Raw genomic sequence first — 25,444 nt, forward strand, 5'->3', positions numbered from 1 at the left:
TCTTTCCGCTTTGGCACATTTTCCTGTTTCCGGTGTTTCACCTATAAGAGGGATTTCAACTCACTCCACAGTATCAATGACCGAATTACTTAAAGACCTAACACCCCGGCAGATTGTCGCCGAACTGGACCAGTATATCATCGGCCAGCACGATGCCAAACGTAACGTGGCAATTGCCCTTCGAAACCGCTGGCGCCGTATGAACAGCACTGCCGATATGCAGCGCGAAATAACGCCCAACAATATTCTGATGATTGGCGCTACGGGCGTCGGGAAGACCGAAATTGCCCGTCGGTTAGCCAAAATCGCCGATGCTCCCTTTATCAAAGTCGAAGCCTCCAAATTTACCGAAGTCGGCTACGTGGGTCGCGATGTAGAAAGCATGGTGCGGGACCTGGTGGAGCAGGCCGTCAACATGGTAAAGGCATCGAAAAAAGAAGCCGTTCAGGTGAAGGCTCAGCAGATGGTCGAAGATGTTATTCTCGACATTCTGATTCCACCGGTTAAGCCTGCCAACGGCCATATGGGCTTCGAGAATGAGAAAAAAGATGCCGACGCCGAACTGAACGAGCGCACCCGCGAACGCTTCAGGGAGAAAATCCGCTCCGGCGAAATGGACGATCGTAAAATCGACATCGATGTGCAGCAAAGCCAGACGCCGAACATTGGCATTATGGGGGGCGCCATTGACGACATGTCAATGATGAACATTCAGGAAATGATTGGCGGCATGATGCCCAAGCGGGGCAAAAAACGAAAAGTGAGTATTGCCGAAGCCCGCAAAATCCTGCTGGAAGAAGAAGCCGCCAAACTGATTGACATGGATGAGGTAAAGGAAGAAGCCATCCGAAAAGCCGAAGACGCCGGTATTATCTTCATCGACGAAATAGACAAAGTTGCCTCAGCCCGCTCAGGCAATGGCGGTGGTGGCCCCGACGTGAGCCGGGAAGGTGTGCAGCGCGATCTGCTGCCCATCGTCGAAGGCAGCGCGGTGAACACCAAATACGGTGTCATCCATACCGACCACATCCTGTTCGTAGCCGCCGGGGCTTTCCATGTGGCCAAACCCAGCGATCTGATTCCGGAACTTCAGGGTCGTTTTCCGATTCGGGTGGAATTGCAGAGCCTATCGGAAGACGATTTTTATCAGATTCTGAAAGAGCCAAAGAACGCCCTGACGAAGCAATATGTCGCTATGCTTCAAGCCGAAGAGGTTAGCCTGACCTTCCAGGACGACGCCCTGCGCGAAATTGCCCGGATTGCCTTCGAGGTGAATGGCGAAGTAGAAAACATTGGTGCCCGCCGGTTGCAAACGGTATTAAGCCACCTCATGAACGACTTCATGTTCGACATTCCCGACGTCATCGGGGCCAACGCACATGTCGTGGTGACCAAAGAACTTGTTAATGAAAAACTGAACGGCCTGGTGAAAAATCGGGATCTGAGTCAGTTTATTCTCTAAATTTAATAAGCCATCAGGGTAACCACTCGTTTTTTCGATGCGGTTACCCTGATGGCTTTCTATTATTGTAACACACCAGACACAGGTACGTGCCGGCTCATTTGGCTTCCTTGCTCGTAGCTTCATTAGGTGGAAAAGCCGGTGGTTCAACACCCAGCAGATGACGAACGAAGAAATTCCGTCGTTTGCGTTCTCCATACTCGCCCCCGCTGGAATGGGCCATGTTCGGCACCATCAGAAAATCAAAATCCTTGTTTTCTTTGATCAGCGCATTGACCAGTTGAAGTGTCGACGCTGGGTCGACGTTGTCGTCAACCTCGCCAACCATCAGGAGTAGTTTTCCCTGTAGTTTATCTGCGTGGGTAACATTGGAACAGTTGGCATACTGGGAACCAATGGGGTAGCCCATCCACTGCTCGTTCCACCAGATTTTGTCCATTCGATTGTCATGACAACCGCAGGAAGAAACCCCAACCTTATAGAAATCCGGGTGAAACAATAGCCCCCCCGTGGCACTTTGCCCCCCGGCCGACGTTCCGTAAATACCCACATGCTCCAGGTCCATCGACGGGTATTGCTGCGCGGCTGCTTTCATCCAGGCGATACGGTCGGGAAATCCGGCATCTTTCAGGTTTTGCCAGCACACATCATGAAAGGCTTTTGAGCGATTGGATGTTCCCATTCCGTCTATCTGCACCACAATGAAGCCCAGTTCGGCCAGCTCAAACATGGAGGTGTTATTCGTCATAAAGGACTTGGGCACGAAGGAACTGTGCGGGCCTGCATAGATATTTTCAATAACCGGGTATTTTTTGGCGGGGTCGAAGTTTGTAGGCCGGATAATTATCCCCCAGATGTCCGTTTTACCATCCCTGCCTTTTGCCGTGAATGATTCCGGTGCCCGCCATCCTGCTTTTTCCCATTCAGAAATGTCAGCTTTCTCAATGTCCATGAGCACCGAACCATCCTGAGTCGATCGCAAAACCGTTACCTGAGGCTGATCGACGCGCGAGTAAGCGTCAATTAGCCAGTGTGTATCCGGCGAGATGTAAGCCGTGTGATTGGCCGGTTCAGGCGTTAGCGATACGAGCCCGGTGCCGTCGAAGTTGATTTTATAATAGTGAACAAAGTACGGGTCCTGCCCCGGCGTCATGCCACTGGCCGCAAACAGAATGGTACGTTTTCGTTCGTCCACCTGGAGCACATCGCGCACGACCCACTCCCCTTTTGTGATCTGACTTTTGACCCGGCCCGTCGTACCATCGTAGAGATAGAGGTGATTCCATCCATCGCGCTCCGACATCCAGATAATCTCTTTTCCGTCCGCCACATCGAAACGAAACCGTTTCCCCGAGTTCGAAACGGGGCTGTAGGTGAAGAAGGTTTTGGTCTGCTCATCGACAAGCGCCCGCACATGGCCCGTTGTGGCATTGACCTCCAGTACCCGATATACCTGATGCCCGCGCTGGTTGTATTCCATGGTGAAGGCACGGCTGTCTTTTCGCCATTCGGCTCGGGAGAGTCGGTATTGGCTACTAAACAGTTGGTTATCAATTGGAATTTGTTTTCTCTCAGCAAGTATAAATAACTGCGGTTGCGCAACCGACAGTGTGTCGCCCGGTTTGAGGTAGTCGCGGCTTTCGAGTTTAGGTTGTAATTGATCTTCGGGAGACGAGCGGACGAAATACACCGTATGCTTCTGACCGGGACGAATCTTGTTGGTGACCAGCTTTTTCGAGTCGGGCGACCATTGGACAAAACCAGAATAATAATCCCTTTCCGATCCATCGACGCTTAACTGGGTCTCCTGCTTTGTTTTGACCGACTGGATGAAAAGGTTGTTATTCTTGATGTAAGCCGTCCAGTTGCTGTCGGGCGAGGCAACCGGTTTATCGGTCTGCTCACGGTTGATTTCACCCCAATACCGTTGTTCTTTAACCGGCTCCTTTAACCTAAGTAAATCGGTCGAAGGTGCATAAACCCAAGTGGTGTTTTCGACACTAAACTCAATCTCCTGACTTTTGGGATTGTATGTAAATGTTGAAAACGGTAACGCATAAGGAAGCACCTTCTTATTCGTTACCGACGCTAATTTCCGGGCCAGCTTCTCATGATCGAAAGCGGGTTGGCGGCTTTTTCTCCGAATATCGACGGTCATAAACTCCCTCCCTCGCGGAGTACGTATCATATACCAGGCCATCCGTCCATCTGCTGAACAACTAATTGTAGCGGGTGCATTATAAACGGTTGACCGTAACTGGGTCTTCAGCTTTTCGGCACGTTGATAATCGTCAGGACGCCCTTGCGCTGACAAAAGTGCAGGAATAGCTACGATAAGTAAACTGGCAACAAACTGTTTCATAAAAGAGCCGTTTTGTTTAAGGCCGCCCGGCCATCTTTTAGTCACGTATTTAAAGAAGCAATTTTTTATTACCGCCCTGATTTATTTTCCTGTTCTATTTACTGATTAAGCTCCTCCACATCCACTCCCCTTTCTGAGGTATCGCCCAGAAGATACATTGAAAAATAATCGGCCATTTTCCAGAAGAAGTACTCCGTCATTGGACCGAAGCCATGTCACTAGGGTGGCAGAATGATCATATCGAAGCGTTTGTTGGCTTTGATGAGGGTATCTCAGGCTCGGCTTTACAGGCCAACAATCAACATTTGCTTTTTTTGGGCCAATGATGATATGCGTTTCAGTCAGTTATCAGTCCGACAAGCTGCCCGATACCCCGGTCCACATCATCCCTTTTGCGGTCGGGGGAGTCGAATCGGTTGAATGGCTTCAGCTCGATCACAAAGGTCTCTTCTATCTCATGGGCATCAATGGGTGTATAAAGCTTGTAAGCCGTTACTTTCACCGGCAGCAATCCATGCCTGGTTTTGAACCGGGTCAGCAGGAAAGCCACTAATTTTTCAATGTCCTGTACGGTAACGCCATCAGCAGGAACAAAGCGAACTTCGGCATGATTGCGGTCGACGAGGGTTTGTTCTTTGGGCGTAAAGTGCCCTTCGCAGCTTGAAAATGTGCGCACCAGCCCGGTCTTGTTCAGGGCATCGACCAGTGGTCGAATGCGGGGTTCAATATCTTCCATCAGGGCTCTCCGTCCAGCAACGCTACTTCATCGGCCTCATTCATTGGATGATGACGGTTTTTCCGATGCTGATGCCAAAGCCAGCCAATATAGGCCACGGCTACCAGCGCCAGCACACCCGATACGGCAAAGGACGCATCGATACCGGCTTCCCCGCTCATGTGGTTCAATAGCCAACCCGCAGCTACGGCACCGAGTCCGATACCGGCTTCGAGGGCAATATACATGGTCGCCATGGCCCGGCCCCGCGTTTTCTCATCACTCAGATCAGCCGTCCAGGCCGTTACCGTCGGTGAGTTCATGCCCCACGACATCCCGTAAAAAACGGCCGACACCCAGAACATGAACGGCGACTGGGTAACGATCAGCAATACCATAGATACGGCCAGCACTACCGTCGACACAAACAACACAGGCAAGCGACCGTACCGGTCCGACGATTTGCTGAACACCAGTCGAACAACCAGCGACGCCACGGTATAGACCGTAAAAAACAACCCCTTGTTGGCAATACCCAGCGAGGTGCTCAACCCCGAAACGACGGTCAGGATAACGCCCGACGAGAACGATTGTAACAACAGGACCAGAAAGGGCGGCAGGGCATTCCGGTCAAAAATCTCATCTTTCTTCAACCGTAATAGCCCAAACCGAAACGGCTGGGGGGCGGGCAGGGTTTCGATCATTTGCAGCAAAATACCGATGGACAGCAGCGCAAAGGCCGATGAGGTCCAGAACATAACATTCATGGAATAATCATTGGCCAGCCAGCTACCAATAGCGGGTCCCAGCGACATACCCATGGCGGTAAACAAACCAAGGGTTCCCATGGCTTCGCCCCGGCGGGTAGCCGGTACAATATCGGCCACATACGCCGACGTAGCTGTGGGTTTGGTACCTGTTGAGAATCCGTGAATGAGTCTGAGCGTCAGAAATCCACCAACCGTTAGCAGGTACGGGTAGAGAAACCCACACAGAAAACAAACCAGCGATCCAAACGCCATAACCGGAACCCGGCCGACGGTATCCGTGATTTTTCCACTGAATGGCCGGGAAATACCCGCCGTGAGGGTGAATAAGGCGATAATCCAGCCGATGTATTCCTGTCCGCCCAGCTTTGTCAGATAAGCGGGCAATTCGGGGATCATCATCTGAAAACTGGCCGAGAACAAGAAGTTACTTACGCAGAGTAACCAGAACGAGAACGTGTAGAGGGAAGGCCCGTGTGCAACACGACGCCTGAAAAGAGAAGGAACGACCAAAACGACTTAATTTTGTTCGCTCAAATTTACGACTCATTTCGCAGAGACCTATACGGTTTCTGAAACCTTATAGGTCTTTTTATCACTTCGGTACCGGTGTGGCATTTCCACCATCGAGCACAAACCGCCACTGCCCGTTTCGCTGGCGTTTCCAGACGGTCACATACACCCCATACTGTATTTTTCGCTCACCTGAATTGCCTTTACTGGTCAGCATCCACTGACCAAAGGTATACCCCATTTCGCCTGACTGTGCCGCATCGGCTTTGAGAACCTGCCAGGTCAAAACCGATCCATTAGCGGGCACACGGCTCATCTGTACGCGTATGGAATCGAATCCAACGGTAGGTGCAGCCCCATCGTTTAATTTAATGGCATCATCGGCCGCGTAGGTCGTGAAGGCTTTGGCCAGCCCCTGCTTCTCAGAAAGTCGGCTGAAATTATAGTCGGCCTCCCGAATTTCATCAATAGCTTTCTGACGGGTTGCAGCCGCCGGGTTCATGCTGCGGGGGCTATCGACCCGGGTACGGCAGGACGCAACCAGAACAATACACAGTAAAAGAAGGAATGCACGGGTCATGGGTAGTAGCTTAAATAAGATTTGGCTTAAATTTGCGCAATCTAAAGTGAATAAAGCAAAATGAATAAATAACTACAGGCATTAGGTGACAACCGATGGTGGGTTGTATCACCGGAACTCCAGCGTCTTTATTCATTATTTACATTTTTGTTATGTCTCGTAATTTACAAATCGGTCTTTTCCTCACCGTATCCATCCTCCTAACGACTTTTACGTTTTACTTCTGGCAGGTATTCAGAAGCCCGAATCTGCTGGTTCAGGATAATGATAAAACCTTCGCTTTGCTCATTCCCAGGGGCGCTACCTTTGAGTCGGTCATGGATACGCTCAAGACGCATAAGGTCATCAATGATGAAACCTCGTTTCGCTTTCTGGCCAAGATGATGAAGTACCCTGAACGGGTAAAAGAAGGCCGCTACGAGATAAAACCTAAAATGGGCAACCGTGAAGCCCTCGTTAAACTGCGAAGCGGCAGCCAGGATGCCATGCCGGTTACGTTCAACAGCATGCGCCAGAAAAGCGACCTGATTCAGCGGCTGGGCAGTAAGTTCGAATTTGGTCCGGTCGCCCTGGGCAAACTGCTCAATGACCCGGCCACCTGCCAGAAATTCGGCTTCGACACCACGACGATCGTTTGTCTTTTCCTGCCTAATACCTACGAATTTTTCTGGACCATAAAGCCCGAAGCCCTTCTGGAACGGATGGGTACCGAATACAAGAAATTCTGGACTCCTGAGCGGCAGGCCAAAGCGAAAGCGCTGGGACTTAGCCAAACCCAGGCCCAGATTCTGGCTTCTATCGTAGCCGCCGAGACCAACAAACGCGACGAGCAACCCCGGGTAGCGGGCGTATACCTGAACCGCCTGAAACGGGGTATCAAACTCGAAGCCGACCCAACGGTTATTTTTGCTCTGCGTGATTTTACCATTCGTCGGTTGTTGAACAAACAACTAACCGTCGATTCGCCTTACAACACCTATCGCTACGCCGGTTTACCGCCGGGGCCAATCAACCTGCCAGCTCCGGGAACGATTGATGCGGTGCTCAATGCCGAACAGCATGATTACCTCTATTTCGTAGTGAATGCCAGTTTTAATGGTTACCACACCTTCTCGAAAACACTTGCCGAACACCTGGCCAACGCCCGTCTGTATCAGCAGGCTCTTACACGAATGCAGATCATGAAATAGTCAAATGATTACCTACGACGTTACAGACATCCGGGTCCGTTATTTCGACACGGACCAAATGGGCATTGTTTACTACGGTAACTATGCCCGTTTTTATGAAATAGGGCGGGTCGAGGCCCTTCGCCATCTGGGTTTGAGCTATAAAGAAATTGAAGCGAGTGGTATTTCGATGCCGGTCTACGACCTGAACTCACGATTTATCCGGCCAGCCAAATACGATGACCTGCTCACCATTCGGGTTACAATTCCGCAGATGCCCAAAACACGATTGATGTTTGCTTACGAAATCGTCAACCAGGAGGGCCAATTGCTGAATACAGGCCAGACCACCCTCGTTTTTGTCCGTTCCGAAACGGGCCGTCCGTGTTCGGCCCCGGCAGAATTAGTCGAGGCTGCCAAACCTTTCTTTGAGCAGTAGGTTCAAAATGAAGTAGTAAGTGCAAAAAAGAGCCTATGTACGATAAGTTAATGAGTATAAAGATGATGCGCCACATCCGTGTCTGGCTGTATCAGCATCATCCTTTCAACTCCCGAATCACCTGGTATACTTTTCTGAAAAAGATGCTGGATCAGATTACGGATAACAACACCAGTGAGCGGGCCGCTTCCGTATCCTACAGTCTGATCCTGGCCGTTTTCCCGACGGTTATATTTTTTTTTACACTTATCCCCTTCGTTACCTTCATTCCAAATCTGGAAGACCAGATAATGGGTTTCTTTCGGGAAGTTTTACCGGGCAATACGTTCAGCAGTGTCGATACGACTATCCGCGACATCGTTAGCCGCCCCCGCAGCGGGGTACTTTCCTTTGGCTTTTTACTGGCTTTATACTCCGCTACCAGCGGGTTGGTTGCACTTATGCAAGCCTTTAACTCCTCGTATCATTCGGACGAAAGGCGGGGCTTTTTTAAGGTTAGGCTCGTGGCGATCGGTCTGACGTTTACCCTGGCGTTTGCCTTAATTCTAGCCGTTATCGTCTTGATCATCGGTGGTATTATCAGCGACTATTTACTTCACTTCGGGCTGCTCAATAATGCGCTCTTCATTAACTTACTGGCCATTACGCGGTATCTGGTTGTGTTCGCCGTGTTTGTCGGGACGGTTTCTGTCATTTATCGATACGGCCCGGATGTGCGGATGAAGTGGGTTTTTATTACGCCCGGTGCCGTTACGGCTTCGCTCCTCATTGTGCTTACCACATTAGGTTTCTCGTATTATGTGTCCAATTTTGGCTCCTACAATAAAGTTTACGGCTCTATAGGTACCCTGATTGCCTTGATGATCTGGATAAACCTCATTTCGCTGCTGCTGATCCTGGGCTTTGAGATGAACGTAGCCCTCTATGACTTGGAAGGCGACCAAAGCCCCGACGTGGCGGCTAAAACGACAAACGCCACCCCTGAAATTTGAGATGACGTTTGTGAAACCTAACCCATAAATTTAATTGTACAATATTGGACTAGCACTCCAGTCAACTAATACCAAACTTGCTTAGTTGACATCAGGCTAAAAACGTGCCAACATTTAGGCTTTGCTCTCGATACCGTTTCTTTTTACCCGTTAACTAAAAACATTGATCAAGTCGGTCACAAGCAGGCTTTACTTTGCACGGGTTATCAACTGACCCAGAAAACCGCGCCAGTCAGTAGTTACAGCGCACAGCTTATCGTTTTATGGTTTCCGTTACCGGGCAATCCACTCCCCTGCCAATGAGTCCATTCCTCAACCAGATTAAACCCTGGGTGAGTGTTATTTGCACCTGCTATAATCACCAGTCCTTTGTTAAACAAGCACTGCAATCAGTTGTCGATCAGGACTACCCAAATGTTGAACTGATTGTAATTGACAATGGCAGCATCGATCGGTCGGCCGGGTGCATTGCGGAATTCACTCGGCAGTATCCAGCCACTCGCTTCATTCAAAACCCCGTCAACCTTGGGCTTAACCGAGCGTTCAATCAGGGGTTGGCGTTGGCCGAAGGACGCTATGTAATCGATCTATCGGCGGATGACGTATTGCTCCCCGGCCGACTATCGAAACAGGTTACCCAGTTTGAGAACCTGGCCGGACCTTACGCAGTGGTCTTTTCCAATGCCGCTTATATTGACCGCAGCGGTCGTGAAGTGGGCCTGCATTATGCCGTAGATGCCCACGGTCATGCCTGCTCAACGGTACCGTCCGGAAATGTATTCAGGCCCATTCTGGAATCTTATTTTATCTGCACCCCAACCATGATGATGCGTCGGGATGTGCTGAACGAACTGGGTGGTTACGATGAAACCCTGGCCTACGAAGACTTCGATTTCTGGGTGCGGTCGGCCCGGTTGTATCATTACGCCTATCTGGATGAGGTTTTGACACAGAAACGCCTTCTACCCAGCTCCTTTTCGGCTCAGATCATCAATACAGATACGCCCCTGCTGCACTCAACCCTGGCCGTTTGTCATAAAGCCTTCGAGCGGTGTGCCACTCCCGATGAATTCCGGGCACTGGCCAGTCGCATCAGGCGGTTTATCCGAAAGGCCTTTTATGTAGAGCAGTTTGATTTAGCACTTCAATTTGGCGACCTGCTGCACCATATTGAACAACCGGACTGGCAAAGCAAACTGATTTTAGGCCTGAGTAAGCTTCATTTATCTGTCAATAAACTATACCGGCATTACCACAAATGGAGCCCGGTGCTTCATTCGGCGAAACTGGAATAACCCGTTTCTAGTTAAGGTAGTATGGTTTTCCTGACTGCTGAGGAATACAGTCGACCATAAACTGTAAACCATTACCCCTTATCATGTCTGCCGAATTCATTAAACTTTATCCCAAAAACCCCGATCCACGCCGTATAGAGCACATTGTTAAGGCCCTGCGCGATGGAGCCGTCATCATTTACCCCACCGATACCATTTACGGGATGGGATGTGATATTCATAATACGCGGGCTGTTGAGCGAGTGGCGCGCATTAAAGGCATTAAACCGGCCAAGAATGACTTTTCCTTCATTTGCTACGACCTAAGCCACATCGCCGATTACGCCCGTGTGGGAAACCAGGCTTTTAAGCTGATGAAGAAAGTATTGCCCGGCCCCTTTACGTTTATCCTCGAAGCAACCGGCAGCGTCCCTAAAATCCTGAACTCCACGAAGAAAACAGTTGGTATCCGGGTGCCGGATAATGATATTCCCCGTCAGATTGTCCATGAGTTGGGGAATCCGATTATTACCACCTCTATTCGGGACGAAGATGAAATAATCGAGTACTCGACTGACCCGGAGTTAATTTTTGAGAAATTTCAGAATCAGGTAGACATCGTTATTGATGGTGGCTACGGCGGCAACGTTGCCTCGACAATTGTGGATGCGACAGACGATAACTTTTCCATCATTCGCCAGGGACTAGGTGAATTAATGCTTTGAAAAGTTACAAGAAGACTCTATACTTGCACCGTAGGGTTAGCATTCCTTCTCGTAAGGATGTAACCCTTTTTTTATGAGTCCCATCTTTTTTACCGTATAAGTATGCGCTTTTCTTTAGCTGCGCTTTCAGTATTGACTCTTTGTCAACTTACCAGCTGCTCAACACAATCAAAGGACGAATCGTCAAAAACCGGTACCATTGCCCAGGAGGCATCTGCCAAAAGTCCGGCAACGACAACATCAACTGATTCATCTGAAACACCGGCGGCCCGGCCCGTGGCGGCAACCCGACCGGCGGGGTCTGTTTCTACCGGCGACTCCACCCTCGACTCGCTTACCTTCGCCCCTCCTGCCGGTGCGTTGCTTCCCAAATACCGCATCTTCGCCTATTATGGTAATCCGCATTCCAAAAAAATGGGTGTGTTGGGAAAATACCCGAAAGATGAAATGCTGAAACGGTTGGACGACGAAATCAAAAACTGGCAGAAAGCCGATCCGGCAACGCCTATTCTGCCCGCGCTCCATTTAGTCGCAACATCGGCACAGGGATCACCCGGCAAAGACGGTGGCTACCGAATGCGCATGTCGGATAAGACCATTAAGAAAGTACTTAAGTGGGGCAATGAGCATAAAGCCATCGTTTTTCTGGACATTCAGCGGGGGCATGCCCCCCTCGGTCCCGAAATGGAATACATGACCAAGTACCTCAAGCTTCCCTTCGTTCATTTGGGTATCGACCCGGAGTTTTCGATGGTGACAGGCGCGAAACCAGGGACCAAGATTGGCTCATACGATGCGGCCGACGTTAATCAGGCGGTAAAATTTTTGAGTCGGATCGTGAAGGAAAACAACCTGCCCCCAAAAATTCTGGTGGTTCACCGTTTCACGCAGGGCATGATCAAGAATTACAAAAATATTAAGCTGGACCCGAATGTACAGATTGTGATGGATATGGATGGATGGGGGCCACCGGTACTTAAAAAGGACTCCTACCTGGCTTACATTCAGAAAGAGCCCGTGCAGTACACCGGTTTCAAGTTATTTTACGAGAATGACTTCCGCAAACCAGGCTCCCGCATCATGACCCCCGCCGAGGTACTGGCATTGACCCCCAAGCCTTTGTATATACAGTACCAGTAAGTTATGTAGCGTATAAAAACAGAAAAGGAGACCGGCCGGTCTCCTTTTCTGTTTTTATACGCTATGAGCCACTTCGTCAGCCCAAAAAGTAAAACGGCCCGATCAATGACCGGGCCGTCTCAGCAACAAATTCTAAATACAATCAACGATTCTCAACCAGCGCCTTGAACTCGTCAACGGTGATCTCCTGTGACACAACCGTTATTTGGGTTTTTGTGTACTCGATCACTTTATCGTCATATACCCGGTTAAAGGTATTGGTGTAATTCTGACCGTTGTTTTTCTCGTCCATCAGGTAGTTACGGGCAATGCGGTCGATGGTTTTGTTCATCTCCTCATCTTCGCCACCCATGAAGCCAAATTGCTCCTGAACCATCAGACGCGTTACGGCGAGCACTTCGTCGAACTCAACGTTAATGTCAGCCTTTTCAGCAATCTTGTTTTTGATAAGCTGCAACTTAACTGACTTTGTGAACTCGTCGTACTGCTCATCAATCTGCTCGGGTGTAAACTTACCTTCGTTTACTTCCAGCAACCAGTTCTTCAGGAACTCGTCGGGCAATAGAATCGGCGTGTTGTCGATCAGCGTTTTTTCGATGTCCAGGCGAAGCAACTGAGCCGACTCCCGGCCATAGTTTCCTTTAATAATTTCGGCCACTTTAGCGCGGAACTGCTCTTCGTCAGATACAGCACCAACACCCAGAACCTTATCGAAGAACTCCTGATTCAGTTCAGCAGGTTCATGGCGGGTAATGTCGTCAACCTCGAAGGTAAACTCACCGGCCAGATCAGCGGCTTCTTCTTTCTTCACGCCCGTTGCATTGGCCCGTGCTTTCTCGTCGGGGAAAGCCTGTTCCAGTACGAAGGTCACAACATCACCTTTTTTCTTCCCAACAAACTGACCTTTGGCATCTTCGGCCATTTGGTTGGTTGGGAAAGCGGTTTTTGCCGAGAAGGGGCCATCAACCTGCTTCAGTTCGCCGTAGATGGTATCGCCATCGTTCACTTCTTCGCCGTGAGCATGATTGTGAAAACGCTGCTGAAGGTCGGCAATGGTTGAGTTGATTTCGGTTTCGCCGGCCTGAATTTCGTATTGGGTAACGCTTGGCAGGTCACTGAAAGCGATGTCGAATTCAGAAGCCAAACCCAGCGTATAGCTGAAGGCAAAGTCAGACTGGTTATCCCAATCGATGGCATCGGCTTTTTCTCGATCAGGGACGGGATCACCAACAACCTGGAGTTTATTTTCGCGGATATACTGGCTAACGGTTTTGCTCAACATCGAGTTGATTTCATCCACAAGAATGCTTTTGCCGTACATTTTCTGAACGAGCGAAGCGGGGACGTGACCAGGGCGGAACCCTTTCAGTTGAACCTTACGGCCGTAATCTTTCAGCTTCTTATCTACTTCAGGCTTATAATCGGCCGGTGTCAGCGTTATTTTCAGCGAGGCATTGGTATCGCTGGCTTTTTCTAGGGTAATATCCACGTTTGTATCGGTTTAAAACTGAAAGAGCGAAAGAGTGAAAAAGAGCGAAAGAGTGAATTGTTATGGACAACGCTCTTTCGCTCTTTTTCACTCTTTCGCTTTTAACTTCTGTACGGGCGGAGGGACTCGAACCCCCATGCCTTGCGGCACCAGATCCTAAGTCTGGCACGTCTACCAATTTCGCCACGCCCGCATATTGATGGCCTGAACAGGGAGAATCTGTTCGCTGAATGCCTGATGACCATTAGTCATTCCCGACATTTCAGGGTGCAAAAGTACGAAAAGAATTGAACGTGTCAAGCATTTTCTTGCAAGGTTTTATTTTTAGCAAGTTTTCCGCCCTTTTTCGATTAATAATTTGTTAACTTGTAATACGAGTACAACCCAAGGCTATTACGCAACAAAGCCCACTATGATGAATGCCATCGAGCCTCAAGCCGATAATACAAGCGAACCCGTTATTGATCTGGAACTGGAGCGGCAGGAAATTCTAAAGCGCTATCGCCGGTTATTACGGGCCGCCAAACCTATGCTGAAAGGGGATGACGCCAAGCTGATCAAGAAAGCGTTCAACACCTCCGCCGAAGCGCACAAGAACATGCGACGGCGTTCGGGAGAGCCTTATATCTATCATCCGCTGGCCGTTGCCCAGATTGCAGTTGAAGAAATTGGCCTGGGCACGACAAGTATTGTAGCCGCCCTCCTGCACGATGTTGTTGAAGATACAGATACAACCATTGCCGATATTGACCGGGCGTTCGGGCCAAAAGTGGCCAAAATTATTGATGGGCTGACCAAGATTTCCGGCTATTTTGAATACGGGACTTCCCAGCAAGCCGAAAATTTCCGCAAGATGCTCCTGACGTTGTCGGACGATGTGCGGGTGATTTTGATCAAACTTGCCGACCGGTTGCACAACATGCGTACGCTGGACTCGATGCCTCGCGACAAGCAGTTGAAAATTGCCTCCGAAACGATCTATATCTACGCTCCGCTGGCCCACCGGCTGGGTTTGTACACGATCAAGTCGGAGCTGGAGGACCTGTACCTGAAGCACGTTGAGCCGGAAGCGTATAAAGACATCGCGAAAAAACTGCGCGAAACACGGCTGGCACGGGACCGGTTTATCGGCCGATTTATCGAACCTATCGAAAAAGACCTTGCCGAAACAGGTATAAAATACGTTATCAAAGGTCGGCCAAAGTCGATTTATTCGATCTGGACAAAGCTGAATAAATCAAAGAAACCGTTCGAGGAAATCTATGATCTTTTTGCCGTCCGGATTATTCTGGATGTGCCGCAGGAAGAGGAAAAAGCGGCCTGCTGGCGCGCTTATTCCATTGTTACAGACCATTATAAACCCAACCCCGACCGGCTCAAAGACTGGATCAGTACCCCACGAACCAATGGGTACGAGTCGTTGCACACCACGGTAATGAGCCGCCTGGGGCAGTGGGTAGAAGTGCAGATCCGGACCGAACGGATGAACGAAATTGCCGAAAAGGGCTACGCAGCCCACTGGAAATACAAAGGCAATGACACCCAGACCGGCGCAGGTATTGAGGCCTGGATCAGTCAGGTACGCGATATGATCGAGTCGGCGGGTACTGGCGACAAAAGGGCCGCCATTGAGTTCGTTGATGATTTCAGAAGCAATCTGTACAGTGAAGAAGTCTTTGTATTTACCCCTAAAGGCGACCTTCAGGTGCTGCAACGGGGAGCGACGGCTCTCGATTTCGCCTTCGATATCCATACCCAGATCGGGGCGCGTTGTATGGCTGCCAAAGTCAACAACACCCTGGTGCCCCTGAGTTATGTGCTGCAGAATGGCGATCAGGTAGAAGTAATTACGTCTAACCGGCAGAAGCCCAGCGAAGACTGGCTTCGGTTTGTGGTTACGTCGAAGGCCCGGACCAAGATCAAGGATTTGATCAAGGAAGAGAACAAACGGTTCGTGACCGACGGCCGCGAGCTGGTACAAAAAAAGCTTCGGGTCTTGCGCATGGAAATGACCAATGAAGTCATCAACCAGCTGCGCGCATACTTCGGCTCAAAAACCACCGACGATTTCTTTTACCGGATCGGGAAAGGCCACATCGACGTTGGTGAACTGAAAAAATTCAAATCGGATAAAGAAGCTAAAGAGAACCGGGCGAATAAACTGAATACTGATGCCCTGCCCGATGCCAAGGCGTTTGTCAAAGAACTTAAGAAAATACACGGTGAGCGTGCCGACGCTGATATGCTCCTCATTGGTGAGGACATGGACAAAATCGACTATACCCTCTCGAAATGCTGCAATCCAATTTCCGGCGACGACGTTTTCGGCTTCGTGACGATCAACGATGGAATAAAAATCCACCGGGTTACCTGCCCCAATGCGGTTGAACTTATGTCGAACCACGGCAACCGGATCATCAAGGCAAAGTGGACCTCCCAAAAGGAGTTAGCCTTCCTGGCAGGGTTACGCATTACCGGCACCGATCGGGTTGGCCTGATCAATGATGTTACGCGGGTTATCAGTAACGAACTGCATATTAATATGCGCTCTGTGGCGATTGATTCGAAAGACGGTATCTTTGAGGGAAATATTCGGCTTTATGTCCACGATACGAGCCACCTCGAAATCCTGATGCAAAAACTGGAACGCGTTCAGGGGGTTTTTGAAGTGGTTCGGTTTGATTCTTAAAAATGATGAATCCTGAATGACGAATGATGAAAGCTGTTCCTTAAAGCTATTCACCATTCATCATTCATCATTACTTTTGTCTTATGCCTGCTCCAACGCAAACAAATTTAGACGCTGCTCAAATGATTTTTCGGGCCTATCTGGAGCGGAAGGGTCTTCGGAAAACACCTGAGCGGTTTGCCATTCTTGAAGAGATCTACAATCGTCAGGACCACTTCGATGTGGACGAGTTGTATATCTCGATGAAAAACAAAAAGTACCGCGTTAGCCGGGCTACGGTCTATAATACCCTGGACGTACTGGTTGACTGCGACCTTGTTACCAAACACCAATTCGGCCGAAATCTGGCGCAGTATGAGAAATCGTACGGCTACCGGCAGCACGACCATCTTATCTGTACAGATTGCCACAAGGTTATGGAATTCTGCGACCCGCGCGTTCAGAACATCCAGAATATGGTGGGCGACATGTTAAAATTCAATGTCATGCACCATTCGCTGATTTTCTACGGCTCGTGCGCCCGCGACGTCTGCGAAAACAGACAGATAACCGAGAAAGATCAACAGGGCGTGCAGATTCCAATAGAGGGATAAGTTTTTTTTGTAGGATGTGGGCTGTATGATAGATTGCTACCAGCAGACTATATCTTACATTATACATCCTATATCAAACATCATTCATGCAGCTTGCTCAATTGAATATCTCCCGAATGCTGGCACCGGACATTAATCATCCGATTATGGCTGATTTTGTTGCCCAGTTGGATACGATTAACAAGCTAGCCGAAAAGAGTGACGGGTTCATCTGGCGGCTCACCGGCGACGGAAACGATGCCACCAGCTTACGCCCATTCGACGACGAACGGATTATCGTGAACATGTCTGTTTGGGCTTCGCTGGAGCAGTTACAGACGTTCGTCTTTAAGAGCCTGCATACACCGGTCATGAAAGATCGGCGTAAGTGGTTTGAGAAGCCAGACCAGATGATGACGGTTCTCTGGTGGGTTCCAACAGGCCACATACCCACCGTGAACGAAGCAAAAGAACGGCTCCAGCTCCTGAATTCAACTGGGCCAGGGCCGTTGGCATTTACGTTCCGGGATGTTTGGCCAGCGCCAAATGTGGATTTTGACACAAGTAAAGAATTAGCGTAACCATAGCCGTATCAGCGGCCCAATCAGAATGATCGATGTTTTATTAGGCCTCCAGTGGGGCGACGAAGGAAAAGGTAAAATTGTGGACGTACTGGCTCCGCAATATCAGGTAGTAGCTCGTTTTCAGGGTGGCCCCAATGCCGGACATACCCTCGAATTTAACGGACTGAAGCACGTGTTGCACCAGATTCCGTCGGGTATTTTCCGGAACGATATTCTCAATATTATTGGAAATGGTGTGGTGCTTGATCCCATCGTATTCAAGAAAGAAATCGACGGCCTGGCAAAATATAACCTTGCCCTTACCGAAAACCTGCAAATCTCCCGCAAGGCGTCCATTATCCTGCCAACTCACCGTCTTCTGGATGCCGCCTATGAGCAGGCAAAGGGTGAGTCGAAAATTGGGTCGACACTCCGTGGTATTGGACCAACCTATCAGGATAAAGTAGCACGTCTGGGGTTACGGGTTGGCGATGTTGAATCGCCCAACTTCCGGTCCAAGTACGATAAACTGGTTGCCATTCACAAAGTCATTCTGGAGCAGAACAACTTCGATTATGCCTCCGCTTTGCCTCAAGCCGAAGCCGAATTCTTTGGTGCGGTGGAGTTCATGAAGCAGTTTCAGCTGAACGACAGCGAATACGCCGTCAACGAAGCCCTGACCAGCGGGAAGAAAGTGCTGGCCGAAGGTGCTCAGGGCTCGCTTCTCGATATTGATTTCGGTTCCTATCCGTTTGTTACCTCATCCAGCACCATGGCTGCTGGTGCTTGTACGGGTCTGGGGGTTGCCCCACGGCAAATTGGTGAAGTGTTCGGCATTTTCAAAGCCTATTGTACCCGCGTGGGTAGTGGCCCCTTCCCTACTGAACTCTCCAATGAAATTGGCGAGCAGATCCGGAAGGAAGGCCGCGAGTTTGGCGCGACAACCGGCCGTCCGCGCCGGTGTGGCTGGCTGGATTTACCCGCCCTGAAGTACGCCATCATGATCAATGGTGTTACGCAGCTGGTGATGATGAAAGTCGACGTCCTCAATATCTTCGATGAGATCCAGGTGTGTACGCACTACAAATTGCCGGATGGTACCATTACCGAGCAGATGCCCTATGACCTTTGCGACACGGATGTGACCCCCATTTACAAGTCATTCAAAGGCTGGCAAACGGATTTGACAGACATCCGTTCGTTTGTCGATGTACCTGCCGAATTGGCAACGTATGTTTATTTTCTAGAAGACACACTGGGCCTGCCAATCAACTTTATTTCGACCAGTCCCGACCGTGAAGCTATCATTCACCGTCAGGCGCTGATCGCTTAACCGGGATAATTGGTAGTTAACAACAGACGGCCGCCCTCGTTTTACTAGCGAGGGCGGCTTTTTTGCCTATTTTTGACAAAATGAACCGGGTTCGAGCTAACTGTTATGTCCGTAAAGAATTTCTATCAAACTGTCTATCAGAACGACGCGCTTTTCCGGGTTCCCGGCGAATCGTGGTCAACAACTGCCCCATCAGCACTAGCAGACGGCATAGCTGAAGAAATTTTAGCTGAAGATTCTGTTAATTCAGACCTACTGGCTGAATTGGATGCGTTGTCCATTGGTAAATTTGACGTTGACGCGGATACGCCCCCGACCACTCTTACCGTAGACATCCCGGCGCCCTTGTCCCCTGAGCCAGTGCTGGTCATTGCCACGCCCGAACCATTACCCAAAGAAGTACCACGCCCAAAAACGCCTTCCGTAATCCCACCCGTACAACAGCAGCCCAGAATGCCGCACCTCAATCATAAAGTATTGTTACTAGCCGATGAGGCACTGGACCCCAGTAACCTCCTGTTTCTTGAGCGAGTCCTCAAAGCCGTCAACCTGAACATCGACGGTGTCGACCTACTGAATCTGCACGGAGTGGAGGGGATGAATTTTGCTGAACTGCTGCGGGGAAAATACATCAACCATTTTATTACGTTTGGTGTGCCCTTCGAACGGATCAACCTCGACATTATGATGGATCGCTATTCGCCGGTTCGCTTTGAAGGTATTACGTTTCTTATGGCCGACTCCCTACCAACTATTGAAGCTGATCAGAATTTAAAAAAACAGCTTTGGGGAGCCTTGAAACGAGTATTCCAGCTTTAAACACGTATATTTTGGCTCGATAGACGCTTTATCCGTTATTAACCATTTTTCATCCGTGTGCCAATGACATTATTCCAGCACATTCGCCGGCTTTTAACCAAAAAGTCAGCCTATCCCAGCCAAGGTGAGGTGTCATCCGCTCCGGTTTCTATTCCTGTAGTGCCTGATTATACCCCCCAGCGACCCATAACCGGGACTGATACCAGTCCATTGCCTGCCTATACACAGGAACCATTGCCCGGCTGGCTGGCTGATACCGACGCCCTCCGCGATGAAGGCGTTTTGTTTGGCTTATCGAATGCCCGACCCGATGAAAAAATCGCCCAGATCCGGGCTTACTTTACCCGACAGATTGCTCCACTGGACGAATCCATTGATGAACAGTCCGAGAAGATCGGCGAACTTAATCTCTTCATCGAACAGCGTGAAAATCGAATTCTCAGCCTCCGTGACCAGCTAACCGATCTGCGCGAAAGCCAACCCAAACACACAAACTTGATACGAACAGCCGTAAGCCTGCTGCTCTCTATCGGTATTTGTATCAGTAACTTCTACCTGATCGACGAAACCCTAAACCCCGTTTTTCCAAATCGCTGGATTGCAGTCGGTATATTTCTAGCCGGTATGTTCAATTTGTTCGGTCGCTCTTCGTTCTTTTATGAAGAAGGGGTGGCTGTAACCGCTCGTCGCTTATTGACTGAAATCGGACTTCCTTTCGCGGCATCATTTTTTATTTTGACGCAGGCTTTACAAACGCAGCCGGTTGGCCAGGCCATTGCATTATTTATTTTTATTCTCTTCCTGTTTCTGCTGGCGGGCAGTCTGCTGCTCAGCAATGTAAGCACGTTACAAACAGACCTGACAATCACTAAGGCGAACCGGTTACTGGCACTTAACAAAACTCAGAACATACCCGCTTGGGAAGCAGAAATTGATAGATTGACCCGTGAAGTTGATACCATCCGAACACAAAAGTGGCCAATTGTAACAACTCTGAGCCATACCCAGGCACAGAGGAGCCGGTTGAACACCCAACGTGATGAGTTTGTTAACTTGTTCTTAAGCGAGTTTGAACTCGCTCGCAGCCTCCGCGACCGACTCACGGAGCAACAGCGTAAATCAATGATGAATTATGAATGATTCATAACTCGTCATTCTTAATTGATGAATCTATGGAACCAAGCAATCATCCGGATTTTCAGCATGGCTACACGAGTGGCGTGGAAGGCGTTGATCGGGAAACATACGAAGGTTACTTATCCAGCCAGATCAACACCGACTGGCTATCCGAACGGATTGGCGAAAAGCGGGCGGAAATTTCGTCCATCAATCAACAATTAGCCGAAGCCACCGAAGCCAACAGAGCTGCGTTCACTACGCTGCAAACACATACGCTTCAGGTAGAGAGACTGGCCAAACAAGTTGAGAAGCTGGAAACCGCCAGGCAAGCCATCGAGGCAGATCGGGAGAGTCTGCGGGTAAGGCGCGCCAAAGCATCTCCCGATTATTCACTGTTTGCCGGTTTGCTGTTTCTGGTAGCGGGTATTTCGTTTCTGGCGGGCGACCTGATCATCTCACACGAAATCGTTGCCTACGCCCTCAATATCCGGAATACGAACGAAGCCTGGGCGTTTGCTGTAGGCTTAGCCATGGTTTCTATCTTGCTGAAACCGGCCTATGACCGACTTATTGAAAAGCCGTACCAGGAAAACCCGGAAGTAAATGGGCGCAAATACGGGCGTTTCAAGATTACGCTGGCTGTTTTTGCGGTCCTGACGCTGGCCGTTTTGGGCTGGTTCCGCTACGAAGCGTACCGCACCGACCAACTGAAGGCTGCCATTAACAAATCGATTCGGCAGCTTCAGTTAAGCACCGACCCTACTGCGGCAACACAAACGCTTGATGCCGCGACGATGGGCAAAATCGAGAAACAGTTAAGTGAATCGAGTGAGTTGAACCTTGCCCTCGTCAATAGTCCATGGGCGTTACTGTCATTTGTGCTGAGCGGAATCCTATTCGCTCTGGCCGGTGCTGTGTGTCTGGGAATCGCCTTGCCGGTGCTATCTGCATTCTGGTTTCGATGGTTGCAGGCGGACATAAAACTCTGGAAACTACGCCGTCGGTTGAAACGCTTAGACAAAGAAATAACCCCACTCGAAATACAGTTAGCTGAGCAAAGCACTCAGCAAAACGTTCTGCAGCACAATCTCGATCTGATTCCCGTTCTGGACGATCTGAAACAGCAAAAACAGGACGTCACAACTGAACTCAACGAACTGCTTGCAGAATTAAAACTGGCCCAGACCGATAGCCGGATCAGTAATTTTAATGATGGGTACGGTCAGGGAGAAGCGACACGTACGGTGCTGAGTGACGACGAACAGCGTCAGCTACGTAAGGAGATGCTGCACCTCCAAAATGGCAATCGGCCCCGCATGGCGGATAATCGGCCATCCGGCACGAACGGAAAGCCTCAAGGTATGCGGCCTTACCAGACAATCCGAAAGTTTTTGTCGGACGAGCTTTGATCTGAAAACCGCCCCATTCATTGAAACGCTCCCCGGTACGATACGTACCGGGGAGCGTTTTTCATACCATCACGTTTCGCGATACTGTTTATCATCAACTGACCGATTTAATGAAACGGATCAAATTCTATATCGTCGATGTATTTGCGTCGACCCGCTATGAAGGCAACCAACTCGCTGTGTTTCTCGACATGGACAATCAGTTATCCGACCAACAGATGCAACAGATTGCCAAAGAAATCAATTTTGCCGAGACAACCTTCATCAAAGCAATCAAGGCCAATCTTCGCTTCGTTGTCCGAATATTCACCCCGGAACACGAGGTGCCTTTTGCGGGTCATCCGTCGCTGGGTACGAGTTATATTATTAACAAATTCATCCTGTCCGAAGCCAGCCCTTCCTTGACACTTGAACTGGCTCACACTGATATAGCTATTACACTGGAAGACCCGACGAATCTGGATGAAAGCCTCCTTTTCATGCGGCAGGCACAACCCGAATTTGGCTCGTTCTTTTCCGCAAAAGAGGTGTCTTCGGAACTGAATATACCCTTGGATTTTATTGATACCTCATTACCTATTCAGGAAGTGAGTACGGGGTTGCCGTACATCCTTATTCCACTTAAGGATCTAAACGCCATGAATGCACTTACGCTGGACTTTGTTTCATTTAAAGCGTTTTTAAGTACTCGCAAAAAGTACCGAACAACCAATCAAACCGGCCATTCCACCTCCCTGTTTTTCTTCACCGGAGAAACGATCGAGCCAAAAAACGACTACAATACAAGGATGCTGCTAATCGAAAACAACCGAGTTATGGAAGATGCCGCAACGGGTAGTGCCAATGGGTGTTTTCTGGCTTATCTCCTAACCCACAAGCATCCTGTCATCAACGCAACTGTAGAGCAGGGTTTTCAAATGGAACGAAGATCTTACTTATACCTGAATGGACGATATACGGAAGGTAACTACGAAATCAATATTGGAGGGCGTACTAAATTAATTTCAGAAGGCATCTGGTACGCCTGACGTTTCACAAAATCACCCCGGCCAGCAAGCCGACCAAAATCAGCACATAGGGTGGGACTTTCGTATACAATAACACAGCCATGGTCAGCACCACAACTAGTACAGACGGCCAATGGGGCGCCATGGGTTCGAACAGGGCTAAAGCCGCTGCAGCCGTTAAGCCAGTGCTGGCAGCATTGATCCCTTCCAGAGACGCACGTACAACCCGGTACCGTTTTAACTGCTCCCAAAAGCGGTATACAAAGAAGATGAGGAATGTTCCGGGCAGAAAAATACCGGCGGTAGATACCACACTCCCCCAAAGCTGCCCATGCATACCGGCATCGCGCATGGACAAGGCACCTATATAAGACGCAAAGGCAAAGACAGGACCGGGAACGGCCTGTACCAGGCCAAGACCCGACAAAAACTCTTCGCGGGATAAATAATGTTTGAAGGCAACGAACTCGTTGTACAACATGGGTGTCAGCACCTGCCCTCCTCCAAAAACAAAACTGCCGTTCCTGTAAAAATTTTCAAACAGGCGTACCGGCAATGATTGGGTGAAGGCACCCAGAGTAGCAGCCCCGATGAATACACCCAGCCATAGAAAAAAGTTAGACCACTGCACACGTAGTGGCTGTTTTTCCATTCGCTTTTGTTTTTCGTAGGTCAGTGCCGTCGTAAGCCCCCCTACCGCAATAACGATCGGCGTCATGAAGGGTGACCGAAACAAATATGCCACAACCACGGCAATCAGCGCTAACGCCAGACTCACCTGGTTTTTAATGACCTTCTGCCCAATCCGGTACCCGGCCACGACCATAAACCCTACCGCCATGGGTTGTATGAACCGGGTAAACTGTAATGACAAGTGACGCCGCTCCAGGTAATAAATTCCCATACCGGCAGCGGTCATGATACATACCGCAGGTAAAATCCAAATCAGCAATGTGATGTATGCCAGATTCGGACCACCAATCTTGAAACCGATTGCCGTAATGGTCTGAGTAGACGTAGGGCCCGGCAGCACCTGCCCCAATGCGTTCAACTCCAGCAGTTCATCCTCGGTGAGGTAACGCCGTTTTTGAACCAGACGCTCGTAAAACATGGCCAGATGCACCTGCGGCCCCCCAAAGGTCGTCAGCGCCAGAATCAGCACATCTTTTAAAAAGATGATGTACCGAATTCGGCGGACGGGCTGAACAGTAGACAGGTATGGAAGCATCTATAGGGGAAGGTCAGGAGAAATCAGGGATGTACAGAAAAGGTCGGCTCGTAACGCGGGTCACTGACCGACCTTCCCCGGCGGGAACTGACTATTTTTTCAGGCCAAGTTCCATTAAGCGTTCATCCAGAAATTCGCCCGCTGTCATGTCGACGTAAATCTTCGGATGTTGCGCATCGATACAGCTGTCCAGACTGGTCAGATCCATATCAGCGCGGGGGTGCATAAAGAACGGAATGGAATAGCGCGACTGGTTCATTTTTTCGCGCGGGGGGTTAACAACCTGGTGGATTGTCGACTTAAGTTTATGATTTGTTAACCGGTCCAGCATATCACCTACGTTTACAACTACCTGATCTGGCAGGGCGGTGATACTGATCCATTTACCATCCCGGCGTAACACTTCCAGTCCATCGGCCGATGCACCCATCAGCAACGTAATCAAATTAATATCGCCATGAGGAGCGGCCCGCACGGCGCCATCGGGCGTCGTATCGGGGTCGAGCGGGAAGTAATGCAGCGCCCTCAAAATACTGTCGCCATTCTGGACTTTGTCGTCGAAGTAATTTTCGGGAAGTTCAAGATAAAGGGCAATGGCCCGGAGTAATTGCTTACCGGCATTTTCGAGTGTTCGATAAGCGGTCTGGGTGGCTTCACTAAATTCGGGGAACTCGTCGGGCAGCACGTTGGCGGGCATATTGCCAATCGGTTCTGGTTGCCCGACATGGTAAAACTCTTTTAAATCCGCTACTTTAAACCCTTTTGCGGTTTCTTTACCCTTACCTATATAACCCCGCTGGCCGTTTAGATCAGGGCGTTCGTATTTTTGTTTAAGTGAATCGGGTGATGCAAAAAACGACTGGGCTGAGTCATAAAGCTTTTTGGTCAACTCGTTTGTTAACCCATGATTACGGATTGCGACAAAACCAATCTGGTTGAAGGCCCGACCTAAATCTGATACAAACTGGGCTTTACGTTCGGGGCTCCCTGAGGTGAAATCCGACAAATCCAATGACGGTATTTCATTATATAATTCTTCTGCTGCCATTGACTAAACTATTTACACAAAAATACGAAA

22 protein-coding genes and 1 tRNA gene are annotated in these 25,444 nt (G+C 49.6%); 15 read left to right on the plus strand and 8 right to left on the minus strand.

All coding sequences use genetic code 11. The annotated features are described in order from the left end of the window. The first annotated feature begins 76 nt into the window (after window positions 1-76). The gene (gene hslU, locus ACYVJM_RS03435; RefSeq protein ID WP_461146801.1) at window positions 77-1,462 is read left to right on the plus strand and encodes an ATP-dependent protease ATPase subunit HslU; all 1,386 of its coding nucleotides are present in this window, start codon (window positions 77-79) and stop codon (window positions 1,460-1,462) included. A 97-nt stretch (window positions 1,463-1,559) separates the two neighbouring features. Here hslU and ACYVJM_RS03440 read toward each other — a convergent pair whose 3' ends face one another. From ACYVJM_RS03440 to ACYVJM_RS03455, 4 genes are all read right to left on the minus strand, one after another. Beyond that, on the minus strand, window positions 1,560-3,824 hold the full coding sequence (locus ACYVJM_RS03440; protein WP_461146802.1) for a S9 family peptidase: 2,265 nt from the start codon (window positions 3,822-3,824) through the stop codon (window positions 1,560-1,562). Between the two features lie 337 nt (window positions 3,825-4,161). Further along, window positions 4,162-4,560: a hypothetical protein gene (locus ACYVJM_RS03445; protein WP_461146803.1), complete on the minus strand. Its 399-nt coding sequence runs from the start codon at window positions 4,558-4,560 to the stop codon at window positions 4,162-4,164. After that, window positions 4,560-5,819: an MFS transporter gene (locus ACYVJM_RS03450; protein WP_461146804.1), complete on the minus strand. Its 1,260-nt coding sequence runs from the start codon at window positions 5,817-5,819 to the stop codon at window positions 4,560-4,562. Before ACYVJM_RS03450 ends, ACYVJM_RS03445 begins: the two co-directional genes overlap by 1 nt. An 82-nt stretch (window positions 5,820-5,901) precedes the next feature. Continuing rightward, window positions 5,902-6,399 (minus strand): YybH family protein, encoded by a 498-nt coding sequence (locus ACYVJM_RS03455; RefSeq protein WP_461146805.1) that lies wholly within the window; start codon window positions 6,397-6,399, stop codon window positions 5,902-5,904. A gap of 152 nt (window positions 6,400-6,551) precedes the next feature. Here ACYVJM_RS03455 and mltG point away from each other — a divergent pair, with 152 nt between their 5' ends. From mltG to ACYVJM_RS03485, 6 genes are all read left to right on the plus strand, one after another. Continuing rightward, the gene (mltG, locus tag ACYVJM_RS03460; protein WP_461146806.1) at window positions 6,552-7,589 is read left to right on the plus strand and encodes an endolytic transglycosylase MltG; all 1,038 of its coding nucleotides are present in this window, start codon (window positions 6,552-6,554) and stop codon (window positions 7,587-7,589) included. Window positions 7,590-7,593: 4 nt separating this feature from the next. Beyond that, on the plus strand, window positions 7,594-8,007 hold the full coding sequence (locus ACYVJM_RS03465; protein WP_461146807.1) for an acyl-CoA thioesterase: 414 nt from the start codon (window positions 7,594-7,596) through the stop codon (window positions 8,005-8,007). A 35-nt stretch (window positions 8,008-8,042) separates the two neighbouring features. Then, window positions 8,043-8,999 (plus strand): YihY/virulence factor BrkB family protein, encoded by a 957-nt coding sequence (locus ACYVJM_RS03470; protein WP_461146808.1) that lies wholly within the window; start codon window positions 8,043-8,045, stop codon window positions 8,997-8,999. Between the two features lie 299 nt (window positions 9,000-9,298). After that, window positions 9,299-10,294 (plus strand): glycosyltransferase family 2 protein, encoded by a 996-nt coding sequence (locus ACYVJM_RS03475; RefSeq protein ID WP_461146809.1) that lies wholly within the window; start codon window positions 9,299-9,301, stop codon window positions 10,292-10,294. Window positions 10,295-10,377: 83 nt separating this feature from the next. Next, window positions 10,378-10,998 (plus strand): L-threonylcarbamoyladenylate synthase, encoded by a 621-nt coding sequence (locus tag ACYVJM_RS03480; RefSeq protein ID WP_461146810.1) that lies wholly within the window; start codon window positions 10,378-10,380, stop codon window positions 10,996-10,998. Window positions 10,999-11,100: 102 nt separating this feature from the next. Then, window positions 11,101-12,138 (plus strand): hypothetical protein, encoded by a 1,038-nt coding sequence (locus ACYVJM_RS03485; protein ID WP_461146811.1) that lies wholly within the window; start codon window positions 11,101-11,103, stop codon window positions 12,136-12,138. 142 nt (window positions 12,139-12,280) lie between these two features. Here the strand turns inward: ACYVJM_RS03485 and tig are convergent, their stop codons facing one another. Both tig and ACYVJM_RS03495 read right to left on the minus strand, forming a co-directional pair. Then, complete coding sequence (gene tig / locus ACYVJM_RS03490) at window positions 12,281-13,627, minus strand: trigger factor (RefSeq protein WP_461146812.1); 1,347 nt, start codon at window positions 13,625-13,627, stop codon at window positions 12,281-12,283. 111 nt (window positions 13,628-13,738) lie between these two features. Further along, window positions 13,739-13,820 (minus strand) — tRNA-Leu (locus ACYVJM_RS03495). A gap of 219 nt (window positions 13,821-14,039) precedes the next feature. Between ACYVJM_RS03495 and ACYVJM_RS03500 the strand changes: the two genes are divergently transcribed. The 8 genes from ACYVJM_RS03500 (at window position 14,040) to ACYVJM_RS03535 (ending at window position 23,159) form a co-directional block, all read left to right on the plus strand. Then, window positions 14,040-16,316 carry a RelA/SpoT family protein gene (locus ACYVJM_RS03500; protein ID WP_461146813.1) on the plus strand — a complete coding sequence of 759 codons (2,277 nt, stop codon included), beginning with the start codon at window positions 14,040-14,042 and terminating at the stop codon, window positions 16,314-16,316. A gap of 83 nt (window positions 16,317-16,399) precedes the next feature. Next, on the plus strand, window positions 16,400-16,909 hold the full coding sequence (locus ACYVJM_RS03505) for a Fur family transcriptional regulator (RefSeq protein ID WP_461146814.1): 510 nt from the start codon (window positions 16,400-16,402) through the stop codon (window positions 16,907-16,909). An 86-nt stretch (window positions 16,910-16,995) separates the two neighbouring features. Further along, window positions 16,996-17,469 carry a DUF3291 domain-containing protein gene (locus ACYVJM_RS03510; protein ID WP_461146815.1) on the plus strand — a complete coding sequence of 158 codons (474 nt, stop codon included), beginning with the start codon at window positions 16,996-16,998 and terminating at the stop codon, window positions 17,467-17,469. Between the two features lie 28 nt (window positions 17,470-17,497). Next, window positions 17,498-18,784, plus strand: coding sequence for an adenylosuccinate synthase (locus ACYVJM_RS03515; RefSeq protein ID WP_461146816.1), 1,287 nt, complete (start codon window positions 17,498-17,500; stop codon window positions 18,782-18,784). 105 nt (window positions 18,785-18,889) lie between these two features. Beyond that, window positions 18,890-19,603, plus strand: coding sequence for a hypothetical protein (locus tag ACYVJM_RS03520; RefSeq protein ID WP_461146817.1), 714 nt, complete (start codon window positions 18,890-18,892; stop codon window positions 19,601-19,603). 63 nt (window positions 19,604-19,666) lie between these two features. Next, window positions 19,667-20,743 (plus strand): hypothetical protein, encoded by a 1,077-nt coding sequence (locus tag ACYVJM_RS03525; protein ID WP_461146818.1) that lies wholly within the window; start codon window positions 19,667-19,669, stop codon window positions 20,741-20,743. A 32-nt stretch (window positions 20,744-20,775) separates the two neighbouring features. Further along, window positions 20,776-22,131: a hypothetical protein gene (locus ACYVJM_RS03530; RefSeq protein WP_461146819.1), complete on the plus strand. Its 1,356-nt coding sequence runs from the start codon at window positions 20,776-20,778 to the stop codon at window positions 22,129-22,131. A 20-nt stretch (window positions 22,132-22,151) separates the two neighbouring features. After that, a complete protein-coding gene (locus ACYVJM_RS03535) occupies window positions 22,152-23,159 on the plus strand; it encodes a PhzF family phenazine biosynthesis protein (RefSeq protein WP_461146820.1) in 1,008 nt (335 codons plus the stop codon). A gap of 4 nt (window positions 23,160-23,163) precedes the next feature. On the opposite strand, the gene chrA is transcribed toward ACYVJM_RS03535, so the two are convergent. Beyond that, window positions 23,164-24,366, minus strand: coding sequence for a chromate efflux transporter (chrA, locus tag ACYVJM_RS03540; RefSeq protein WP_461146821.1), 1,203 nt, complete (start codon window positions 24,364-24,366; stop codon window positions 23,164-23,166). A 91-nt stretch (window positions 24,367-24,457) separates the two neighbouring features. Beyond that, a complete protein-coding gene (locus ACYVJM_RS03545; protein ID WP_461146822.1) occupies window positions 24,458-25,414 on the minus strand; it encodes an isopenicillin N synthase family dioxygenase in 957 nt (318 codons plus the stop codon). Window positions 25,415-25,444 lie beyond the last annotated feature (30 nt).

The sequence above is a fragment of the Spirosoma pulveris genome (assembly GCF_054781875.1).

Coding starts and splice junctions, on each gene's coding strand:
- hslU (WP_461146801.1), top strand. CDS start 77: ATGACCGAATTACTTAAAGACCTAACACCCCGGCAGATTGTCGCCGAA.
- ACYVJM_RS03440 (WP_461146802.1), bottom strand. CDS start 3,824: ATGAAACAGTTTGTTGCCAGTTTACTTATCGTAGCTATTCCTGCACTT.
- ACYVJM_RS03445 (WP_461146803.1), bottom strand. CDS start 4,560: ATGGAAGATATTGAACCCCGCATTCGACCACTGGTCGATGCCCTGAAC.
- ACYVJM_RS03455 (WP_461146805.1), bottom strand. CDS start 6,399: ATGACCCGTGCATTCCTTCTTTTACTGTGTATTGTTCTGGTTGCGTCC.
- mltG (WP_461146806.1), top strand. CDS start 6,552: ATGTCTCGTAATTTACAAATCGGTCTTTTCCTCACCGTATCCATCCTC.
- ACYVJM_RS03465 (WP_461146807.1), top strand. CDS start 7,594: ATGATTACCTACGACGTTACAGACATCCGGGTCCGTTATTTCGACACG.
- ACYVJM_RS03470 (WP_461146808.1), top strand. CDS start 8,043: ATGTACGATAAGTTAATGAGTATAAAGATGATGCGCCACATCCGTGTC.
- ACYVJM_RS03475 (WP_461146809.1), top strand. CDS start 9,299: ATGAGTCCATTCCTCAACCAGATTAAACCCTGGGTGAGTGTTATTTGC.
- ACYVJM_RS03480 (WP_461146810.1), top strand. CDS start 10,378: ATGTCTGCCGAATTCATTAAACTTTATCCCAAAAACCCCGATCCACGC.
- ACYVJM_RS03485 (WP_461146811.1), top strand. CDS start 11,101: ATGCGCTTTTCTTTAGCTGCGCTTTCAGTATTGACTCTTTGTCAACTT.
- ACYVJM_RS03500 (WP_461146813.1), top strand. CDS start 14,040: ATGATGAATGCCATCGAGCCTCAAGCCGATAATACAAGCGAACCCGTT.
- ACYVJM_RS03505 (WP_461146814.1), top strand. CDS start 16,400: ATGCCTGCTCCAACGCAAACAAATTTAGACGCTGCTCAAATGATTTTT.
- ACYVJM_RS03510 (WP_461146815.1), top strand. CDS start 16,996: ATGCAGCTTGCTCAATTGAATATCTCCCGAATGCTGGCACCGGACATT.
- ACYVJM_RS03515 (WP_461146816.1), top strand. CDS start 17,498: ATGATCGATGTTTTATTAGGCCTCCAGTGGGGCGACGAAGGAAAAGGT.
- ACYVJM_RS03520 (WP_461146817.1), top strand. CDS start 18,890: ATGTCCGTAAAGAATTTCTATCAAACTGTCTATCAGAACGACGCGCTT.
- ACYVJM_RS03525 (WP_461146818.1), top strand. CDS start 19,667: ATGACATTATTCCAGCACATTCGCCGGCTTTTAACCAAAAAGTCAGCC.
- ACYVJM_RS03530 (WP_461146819.1), top strand. CDS start 20,776: ATGGAACCAAGCAATCATCCGGATTTTCAGCATGGCTACACGAGTGGC.
- chrA (WP_461146821.1), bottom strand. CDS start 24,366: ATGCTTCCATACCTGTCTACTGTTCAGCCCGTCCGCCGAATTCGGTAC.
- ACYVJM_RS03545 (WP_461146822.1), bottom strand. CDS start 25,414: ATGGCAGCAGAAGAATTATATAATGAAATACCGTCATTGGATTTGTCG.